6 protein-coding genes are annotated in these 10228 nt (G+C 42.2%); 5 read left to right on the forward strand and 1 reads right to left on the reverse strand.

The window, feature by feature from the left end; genetic code table 11:
• Positions 1-488: 488 nt before the first annotated feature.
• Positions 489-1871 (reverse strand): glycine--tRNA ligase, encoded by a 1383-nt coding sequence (locus FPQ13_RS09010; RefSeq protein WP_144089008.1) that lies wholly within the window; start codon positions 1869-1871, stop codon positions 489-491.
• Positions 1872-2293: 422 nt separating this feature from the next.
• Here FPQ13_RS09010 and pcrB point away from each other — a divergent pair, with 422 nt between their 5' ends.
• The 5 genes from pcrB (at position 2294) to pruA (ending at position 10128) form a co-directional block, all read left to right on the forward strand.
• On the forward strand, positions 2294-3001 hold the full coding sequence (gene pcrB, locus FPQ13_RS09015) for a heptaprenylglyceryl phosphate synthase (protein ID WP_144089017.1): 708 nt from the start codon (positions 2294-2296) through the stop codon (positions 2999-3001).
• The gene (gene pcrA / locus FPQ13_RS09020; RefSeq protein ID WP_144089009.1) at positions 3002-5215 is read left to right on the forward strand and encodes a DNA helicase PcrA; all 2214 of its coding nucleotides are present in this window, start codon (positions 3002-3004) and stop codon (positions 5213-5215) included.
• A gap of 32 nt (positions 5216-5247) precedes the next feature.
• Positions 5248-7242 (forward strand): NAD-dependent DNA ligase LigA, encoded by a 1995-nt coding sequence (gene ligA / locus FPQ13_RS09025; RefSeq protein WP_377863223.1) that lies wholly within the window; start codon positions 5248-5250, stop codon positions 7240-7242.
• 12 nt (positions 7243-7254) lie between these two features.
• A complete protein-coding gene (locus FPQ13_RS09030; RefSeq protein WP_144089011.1) occupies positions 7255-8463 on the forward strand; it encodes a CamS family sex pheromone protein in 1209 nt (402 codons plus the stop codon).
• Between the two features lie 108 nt (positions 8464-8571).
• Positions 8572-10128, forward strand: a complete 1557-nt coding sequence (gene pruA / locus FPQ13_RS09035) for an L-glutamate gamma-semialdehyde dehydrogenase (RefSeq protein ID WP_144089012.1) — start codon at positions 8572-8574, stop codon at positions 10126-10128.
• The last annotated feature ends 100 nt before the right edge of the window (positions 10129-10228 follow it).

The following is a 10228-nucleotide window of genomic DNA, read 5'->3' on the forward strand; positions in this document are numbered from 1 at the left end:
TAGTAGTTTGCTAATCGACAGTAGGCCGAAATTTTATTGCTCTATCGTTGAATATACGCTCTCTATTCGACGGAAGGGTCAAATTTTATTGCTCTATCGTCGAATAGGCGCTCTCTAATCGACGGAAGGGTCAAATTTTATTGCTCTATCGTCGAATAGACGCCTTCTAATCGACGAAAGGCCTGAATTTTCTCGCTCTATCGTCGAATATACGCTCTCTAATCGACGGAAGGCCCGGATTTTATCGCTCTATCGTCGAATAGACACTCTCTAATCGACGGTAGGTCCAAATTTTATTGCTCTATCGTCGAATAGCAGCCCTCTAATCGACGAAAGGCCTGAATTTTATTGCTCTATCGTAGAAAAGACGTCCTCTAATCGAAGGTAGCGTCAAAATTCAATAGCCTATCCGGTATTAGACGCCCCGCAAAACAATCATTATCCATCAAAAAAATGACACCAAGCCAAATCTTGGTGTCATTTCCATATTAATAGTTCATTTTGTCAGCTAAAAAGGATTTTAGTTCGCTGATTGGCATTCTTGTTTGTTCCATTGTATCGCGGTCGCGCACTGTCACTTGACCGTCTTCTTTTGAATCAAAGTCGTATGTGATGCAATACGGTGTACCAACTTCATCGTGACGACGGTAACGTTTTCCGATTGAACCGGATTCGTCATAGTCAACCATGAACTCTGTTGCTAAGTCGCGGAATACTTCTTGCGCTTCTTCAGATAGTTTCTTGGACAATGGGAAGATTGCCGCTTTATATGGTGCGATTGCTGGATGGAAATTCATCACGGTACGTGTTGTTCCATCTTCAAGTTCTTCTTCCTTATACGCATCGGCTAGGAAAGCAAGTGCCAAACGGTCTGCTCCTAATGATGGCTCAATGACGTAAGGGATATAACGCTCATTTGTTTCTTGATCGATGTATTCAAAGTTTTCGCCGGAATGTTCGGCGTGCTGTGTTAAGTCATAGTCCGTACGAGATGCGATTCCCCATAGCTCACCCCATCCAAATGGGAAAAGGTATTCTAGATCGGTTGTTTCATTACTGTAGTGAGATAATTCATCTTCATCATGTTCGCGACGTCGAATCAATTCTTTATTGAGACCGAGATTTGTCAGCCAGTTATGGCTGAAGTCCAACCAATAGTCAAACCACTCTTTTTCTTCGCCAGGTTTACAGAAAAATTCAATCTCCATTTGCTCGAATTCTCTCGTTCGGAACGTAAAGTTTCCTGGTGTAATTTCATTACGGAAACTTTTACCGATTTGTGCAATTCCGAACGGAACTTTTTTACGCATCGAACGCTGAACATTTTTGAAGTTCACAAAAATTCCTTGTGCTGTTTCAGGACGCATAAAGATTTCATCAGAGGAGTCTTCTGTTACACCTTGATAGGTTTTAAACATCAAGTTGAATTGACGGATATCCGTAAAGTCATTAGAGCCGCAATTCGGGCAAGTAATTCCTTCTTCTTGAATGATTTTCTGCAATTCGTCAAAAGGCAAGCCATCGACGACACGTTCTTCGCCTTTCGCTTCAAAATGATTTTCGATTAAATGGTCTGCACGGTGGCGTGACTTACATTCTTTACAATCGATCATCGGGTCATTGAAATTGTTAAGGTGTCCGGAAGCTTCCCACGTCTTTGGATTCATTAAAATCGAAGCATCCAAGCCGACCATGTTCGGCTGCTCTTGGACAAACTTTTTCCACCAAGCATCCTTCAAATTACGTTTTACTTCAACACCTAATGGACCATAATCCCATGTATTTGCTAGTCCTCCATAAATTTCAGATCCTTGAAAAACGAAACCACGGTGTTTCGCATGATTGACGAGCTGTTCCATATTTTTCGCCATGTATATAGCCTCCTTAATAATGTCTGTTACATGAAAAAATCTCGTCCACAGAGCATTAACTGCCCAGGGACGAGATGTACTCTCGCGGTTCCACCCTGCTTGACATGAAACAATCATGTCCGCTTTAAAAATTACACTCAAGACTGCCTTTTCGCCAATCCTTGCTTCAGGCTTGCACCGTCCCTGAATCGCTTATTGCAGAGGTGATTGGTTACTATTGGTCCTTCTTCGTGGGTCTATATTCATATTTCCTGAGAATATCGTAGCATAACGGAATCTTTTTCTCAACAAAATTGTGTGGAGGGATTGGTTCGTCATCAAATTAATCCAAATTGCTTAAGAAGAATCGGTGAAAGACCCCCCTTGTTTCTGCTATAATAAGTGAGGTAAAGGTATGTAATTTTGGAGGCGTATGTCGAATGATTGAAGATTACCGAATGTGGCGACACATTTTTAAATTAGATCCGAACAAACCGATTGATGATGAATCGTTGGAAAAAATTTGCGAATCAGGTACAGATGCAGTGATCGTCGGTGGCACGGACGATGTGACACTCGATCAAGTGCTTGATTTATTGGCAAGAATTCGTCGATATGAAGTGACGTGTATTTTGGAAGTGTCCAATTTGTCAGCCGTCACACCTGGCTATGATTTTTACTTTATTCCGATGGTGTTGAATACAGAAAATCCAAAGTGGTTGATTGATTACCATCAGCAAGCCGTTAAGGAATACGGGGAGTTCATTGAATGGGAAGAGTTGAAAGCGGAAGGCTATATTATGTTAAATCCCGAGTCAAAAGCGTATCAATGGACAGATTCGAAGCAGGTAACGGATGAAGATGTCATTGCTTATGCACAAGTTGCGGAACATTTAATGCATCTTCCTTTCGTTTATATGGAGTACAGCGGTACATATGGAGATGTAAAACTTGTTGAACGCGTAAGTGAAGAACTCGATCAAAGTTTATTGATTTATGGTGGTGGAATTACGACGAAGGCTGAAGCGAGAGATATGGCGCGGCATGCAGATATCGTCGTTGTCGGAAATATCATTTATGAAAATTTGAATGCAGCATTGCGAACCGTTCACGCGGTCCATTCAGTCGAGAAAATTAAGGGTGGGAAATAAATGAGTTTATCCATGCAAGAGATCCTTGAAGGAATGAACAAAGAGCAAGCGAAGGCGGTCAAGCACACAGACGGTCCGCTACTTGTCATGGCAGGGGCCGGAAGTGGTAAAACACGGGTGTTGACTCACCGGATTGCTTATTTACTATCAGAGAAAGACGTTGCGCCAATGAACATTTTGGCGATTACATTTACGAATAAAGCAGCAAAGGAAATGAAGGAACGTGTCACGAAACTTGTCGGTGAACAAGCGAGAGAGATTATTATGTCGACGTTCCACTCCCTTTGTGTTCGAATTTTACGCCGAGACGGGGATAAATTAGGCATCGACCGGAACTTCGCGATTTATGATGCGTCTGATTCGCAAACGGCAGTCAAGGAAGCTTTTCGAATCAATAACGTCGATCCGAAAGTGTTCAATCCGAAGGCGGTAAAATATGCGATCAGTGATGCGAAAAATAAGCTGATTACACCGAAAGTGATGAAGCAGCAAGCGAATGATTACGGTGAAGAAAAAATTGCTGAATTATATGAAACATACGAAACGATTTTGAAGAAAAACCAAGCACTAGACTTTGATAGTTTAATTATGGAAACTCATTTTTTATTTAAAAAGCATCCTGAAGTTCTTCATTACTACCAAAATCGTTTTCAATATATTCATGTCGATGAGTATCAGGATACAAACAAAGCGCAGTATGAATTAGTGAAACAGTTAGCCGCTCGTTTTCAAAATTTATGTGTCGTCGGTGACTCTGACCAATCGATTTATAAATGGCGTGGGGCTGACATTTATAACATTCTTTCATTTGAAGAAGATTATCCAAACGCAAAAGTAATTTTACTCGAACAAAATTACCGTTCGACGAAAAAGATTTTACAAGCTGCGAACACCGTCATTGAAAATAACCAATCGAGAAAACCAAAAGACCTTTGGACAGAAAACGATGACGGAACGGAAATCAAATTGTTTAAAGCGCTTGATGAGCGGGATGAAGCGCGCTACGTCATCGATCAAGTACAAGAGTTAAACCGAACAAAAGGTACACGCTATAAAGAAATGGCGATTCTTTACCGGACGAATGCGCAGTCACGTGCAGTGGAGGATGTACTCGTGAAGTCCGACATCCCTTACCAAATCGTCGGCGGGACAAAATTCTATGACAGAAAAGAAATTAAAGACTTGCTCGCATACTTACGGTTAATAACGAACCCGCATGATGATATTAGTTTTCAGCGTGTCGTGAATGTGCCGAAACGAGGCATCGGTAAAACGTCGGTGGATAAATTGCAAATGCATGCAGAAATCAATGACTTATCATTATTTGATGCGGTTAAAGAATCAGATTTCACAGGCATGAGCAAAAAAGCATCCAATCAACTGAATTTATTCCGAGAAATGATTGAAGACTGGCAACAGCAACAGGAATTTTTAAATGTCACGGATGTGGTTGAGCAAGTCCTGTCTCGCTCAGGCTATGAAGCGGAGCTGATGAAAGATCGATCCATCGAATCACAAAGCCGCTTGGAAAACTTAGAAGAGTTCAAAACCGTTACAAAGCAATTTGAAGAAACGAGTGAAGATCAAACGTTAATTTCATTTTTGACAGACTTAGCTTTGATCTCTGACTTGGATAACACGGATGAAGAGACGAAAGATAAGCTTACATTGATGACACTACACGCAGCGAAAGGACTTGAATTTCCAGTCGTCTTTTTAGTCGGAATGGAAGAAAACATCTTTCCACATACCCGCTCGTTATTCGATATGGAGGAAATGGAAGAGGAACGCCGATTGGCATACGTAGGCATCACTCGCGCCGAGCGTGATTTGTTTATTACACATGCTACGTCACGAACGATTTTTGGTCGAACGCAATACAACGAGCGAAGCCGCTTTTTAGATGAAATACCAGTTGATTTAATCGAAGAGGATGTCAAAGAGACGACTCAACAAACAGGCTTTGGAACAACAATTGATGACTTCAGACCAAATCGTACGACAGGGAAAAGGAAATCTCGTGTCATTAAAGAAAAGCCAAAAGGCGATGTGAACTTCCAATTAGGCGATAAGGTTTCCCATAAAAAGTGGGGCGAAGGTACGGTCGTCAAAGTCGTTGGTGAAGAGGAAGATACCGAGTTAGATATCGCATTTCCGGCACCGACAGGAATTAAACGATTACTTGCCCAATTTGCACCAATCGAAAAAATATAAGGCGATTACCCATGTGAAAAAGGATGAGTGATATGAGCGAAGCAAAAAAAAGAGCTGAAGCGTTACGAAAAGAGCTCAATCAATATAATTATGAGTATCATGTGTTGGATCAACCGACCGTTCCCGATGCCGTGTATGATCAGAAACTACACGAGCTTGTTCAGCTGGAAGAAGAACACCCAGAACTCATTACAGATGACTCACCGACCCAACGCGTGGGTGGTCAGCCACTAGATGAATTTCGAAAAGTTGATCATACGGTGCCAATGCTAAGTCTTGGCAATGCTTTTAATGCGGAAGAATTACGTGATTTCGATCGCCGTGTCCGCGGAAAAATCGGAGATGACTTTAAGTACGTTTGTGAGCTGAAGATTGATGGACTTGCTGTCTCGTTGCGTTACGAGGAAGGAAAGTTCGTGCTCGGAGCGACAAGAGGTGACGGGAAAACGGGAGAAGACATCACGCACAATTTACGGACCGTCAAAAGCATCCCACTTCGTCTGACGGAGCCTGTGACGATTGAAGCCCGCGGAGAAGTGTTCATGCCAAAGCAGTCTTTTCTTTCGTTGAATGACAATCGGGAAAAAGAAGGTCTTGAACTATTCGCCAATCCTCGGAATGCGGCAGCAGGCTCATTGCGTCAGCTCGATCCGAAAGTGGCCGCACGTCGTAACCTAGACGTCTTTTTATATGCAGTTGGTGAATGGCAAGCAGCATCGACTGCTTCCCATAGTGAACGATTGAAATACTTAAGAGAATTAGGGTTTAAAACGAACCCAGAAACGAAGCGATTCGACACGATTGAAGAAGTCATTGAATACACAGAAGAATGGACAATCCACCGTAACGAGTTGGACTATGATATTGATGGCATCGTCATTAAAGTCGATTCGATTCAGCAACAGGAAGAGCTCGGTTTTACAGCAAAGAGCCCGCGTTGGGCAATCGCTTATAAGTTCCCTGCGGAAGAAGCGATTACCGATTTGCTAGATATCGAACTCAGTGTCGGACGGACAGGCGTTGTCACTCCAACGGCGATTTTAACACCTGTTCAAGTTGCTGGAACGACTGTACAGCGTGCATCTTTGCATAACGAAGATTTAATTATTGAAAAAGATATCCGAATAGGCGATACCGTAGTCATCAAAAAAGCGGGCGATATTATACCAGAAGTCGTTCGTGTCGTTGAAGATCAGCGAGACGGTGATGAGCAGATTTTCCGCATGCCTAGTAATTGCCCGGTGTGTGACAGCCATTTGGAGAGAATTGATGGCGAAGTCGCCTTGCGCTGTATGAATCCAAATTGTCCGGCCCAGCTAAAAGAAGGTCTCATCCATTTCGTATCACGAACGGCAATGAACATTGATGGTTTAGGTGAAAAAGTCATCGAACAATTATTTGATCACGAGCTTATTCGGAATTTTGCTGACTTATACCACTTGAAAAAAGAAGATTTGCTTCAGCTGGAACGGATGGGTGAGAAATCAGTTACCAACTTAATGAATGCCATTGAAGCATCGAAAGAAAATTCGCTAGAGCGCTTATTGTTTGGGTTAGGCATTCGCTTTGTCGGCAGTAAAGCGGCGGACATATTAGCGGCTGAGTTTAAATCGATTGATCCAATCATGGAGGCCGACCGTGAAACACTAGAGAGCGTTCCGGAAATTGGAGAAAAAATGGCGGATTCCGTCGTGACGTATTTTGAGAAGCCAGAAGCAAAAGAGTTGATTCAACGCTTGAAGGAATCAGGCTTGAATATGGATTATTTACACGAAGCCATCGAAGTGCCAACCGATTCCCCATTTGCTGATAAAACAATCGTGTTAACCGGTAAATTATCAGAAATGTCTCGCGGCGAAGCGAAAAGTCAAATTGAATCACTTGGTGGAAAAGTAACAGGGAGTGTCAGTAAAAATACGGATTTATTGATTGCTGGTGAGGATGCTGGCTCGAAATTGGATAAAGCAAAAGAATTATCCATTGAAATATGGAATGAAGCACAGATGCTAGAAGCACTGAATGCTTAGGGAGTGGACAGAATGAAACGATTGATGCTGTTCAGCCTGGCGCTATTAATCGTCTCAGGCTGTGCACCAAACTATAACACCGATGAAGAAGTTGTACAGGAAACAGAAGATGAAGAGGAACAGCGATATATTATTCCGACCAACAAGCTAGAAGAAGATACGTATCGAACCATTTTGCCTTACGTCCCGGGTGTCGCGCGTGGTTATATCGTCGATCGGGTAAAAAACCGGTATGATATCGATGAGGTTGAACAAGGGTTGATTCGCCAAGCGAAGGATGTTTTTGATCCGGAGAAGTACTTTTTTCAAGAGGGACAATATCTGACGGAAGATACGTTAGGAGAGTATCTCGGTAGACAACCGACAAAAGAAGAGGTTCAAGAACATCTAGATGAAAATGAAGATGCGAATCCTGAAGATATTCAAGTTGGGTTGAATCCACCATTGGACGATGATGAATATAAAGAAGCAGACAAAGAAAAGAGAAAAGAAATGCAAGAGGATAGTCCACAGATCCTCTCTTATATACACGAACAAAACTATTTGCAGCGTGTCAATGAAGACCAAATGCAACTTGGAGGCATCGCGGTAGCACTTGTATTGAAATCGGAATATGCTTTTCAAACAGATATCGGTGAACCGACACTTTACACAGAAATCGATGAAGCGGAACTATTGAAGTTCGGCAAGGAAACGGCAGAGAAGGTGATCAACCGACTGAGAGACCGTGAAGAGTTAGCGGATATTCCAATTTTGATTGCATTGTATAAAGAAAATGAGGCAAGTGGAATCACACCTGGAAACTACTTAACGAAAGCTGTTGTTGATCCGAATGGTCGAACAATCGGCGAATGGGAAAATATTAATGAACAGTATGTTCTTTTTCCTTCTGGGAAAGCAGAAAGAGACCATTACGATCAATATGAAGCCTTTACGGCATTTGAAAGAGATGTCGGCGAATTTTTCCCGAATTATATTGGTGTAATTGGTACGGGTTATTTTAATGGTGGAAATTTACACGACTTATCAATTGATATAACAATAGAATTCAATGGAAAACAAGAAGTCATCGGCTTCACACAACATGTGTACCGGTTGGTTCAGGAACATTTTCCAAACCATTACGATGTAGAAGTGAATGTCATGTCACCGGAACGTCAAGAGAGTGTCGTTTACAGAAAAGCAGACAAAGAAGAACCAGAAGTTTATATCTATCAATAGCTGTTTTGATAGGGAGGTAAAAAAGAAGGATTGAATACCGCCTCCCTTTCATTTAAAATAGATGTGTAAGCGCTATAATATCAGAAAATTAAGAGGAGGAAGATTTCAATGGTAGTACCTTTCACACATGAACCGTTTACAGACTTTTCATTAGAGGAAAATCAGAAAGCGCAGAAAGAAGCGCTTCATCAAGTTGAACAAATGCTTGGCAAAGAGTATCCTCTCCTCATCAACGGTGAAGAGATTTATACAGATGATAAAATCGTTTCGACAAACCCGGGTAATAAAGAAGAAGTGATTGGGAAAGTTTCCAAAGCGAATAAAGAACTTGCGGAGAAAGCAATTCAATCCGCAAATGAACATTTCGATTGGTGGAGAAAATCCACTGCTGAAATGCGTGCCGATATTCTTTTCCGCACAGCAGCAATCGTCCGGCGCAGACGTTTTGAATTTAATGCGTGGATTATTAAAGAAGCCGGAAAACCTTGGAAAGAAGCCGACGCGGATATCGCAGAAGGAATCGACTTTTTAGAATATTACGGAAGACAAATGCTAGAAATTGATAGTGGAAAAGGGCTAGATATCGTCAGCCGTCCAATTGAAAATAACCGCTTCAGTTATATTCCATTAGGAGCAGGAGTTGTCATTTCACCATGGAACTTCCTATTTGCAATTATGGCTGGAACGGCTGTATCTCCAATAGTGACTGGTAATACTGTCATCTTAAAACCGGCAAGTAATACACCAGTCATTGCTTACAAGTTAATGGAAGCATTAAAAGAAGCAGGACTTCCAGGTGGAATCATCAACTACTTACCAGGACCAGGTGGAGAAGTCGGTGACTACTTAGTCGAGCATCCAAAAACGCGCTTTGTCAGCTTCACAGGTTCTCGTGAAGTAGGTACGCGTATTTTCGAACGTGCAGCAGTCGTACAAGAAGGACAAGAGTGGTTAAAACGCGTCGTCGCTGAAATGGGCGGAAAAGACACCATTATCGTTGATGACAATGCAGATTTAGAATTAGCCGCTGAATCGATTGTTAACTCAGCATTCGGTTTCTCTGGTCAAAAATGTTCAGCATGTTCTCGAGTTGTTGCGCATGAAGACGTTTATGATCAGTTATTAGACCGCTGTGTTGAATTAACGAAAGAGCTTGATGTAGGTGACCCATCCGAGCAAAACTACTATATGGGTGCAGTGATTGATCAAGCTTCCTACGATAAAATCTTGAACTACGTTGAAATCGGGAAAGAAGAAGGTGCTCGCCTCGTACATGGTGGTACTGGAGATGACAAGAACGGTTTCTTCATCCAGCCGACAATCTTTGCTGATGCTGATCCGAAATCCCGCATCATGCAAGAAGAAATTTTCGGACCAGTCGTTGCCTTCACAAAAGCAAAAGACTTTGACGAAATGTTAGACATTGCCAACAATACAGAGTACGGCTTAACTGGAGCAATTATCTCCAACAACCGTACGCATATCGAAATGGCGAAAGAAGACTTCCACGTCGGAAACCTATACATTAACCGTGGATGTACAGCAGCAATCGTAGGCTACCACCCATTCGGCGGATTCAAGATGTCCGGAACCGACTCCAAAGCAGGCGGACCTGACTACTTGAATAACTTCCTACAAGGAAAAACAATCTCTGAAATGTATTAATAGGAAGATGAGAAAATCCCGGGGCAATGCCGGGATTTTTTTGTTTTGGTTGATGGATTTGATTTGACTGCTGAACCAGCGCCTCTAACTGCTGAAGATC

The organism is Allobacillus salarius (assembly GCF_007559425.1).
GTDB classification, from domain to species: Bacteria; Bacillota; Bacilli; order Bacillales; family Alkalibacillaceae; genus Allobacillus; species Allobacillus salarius.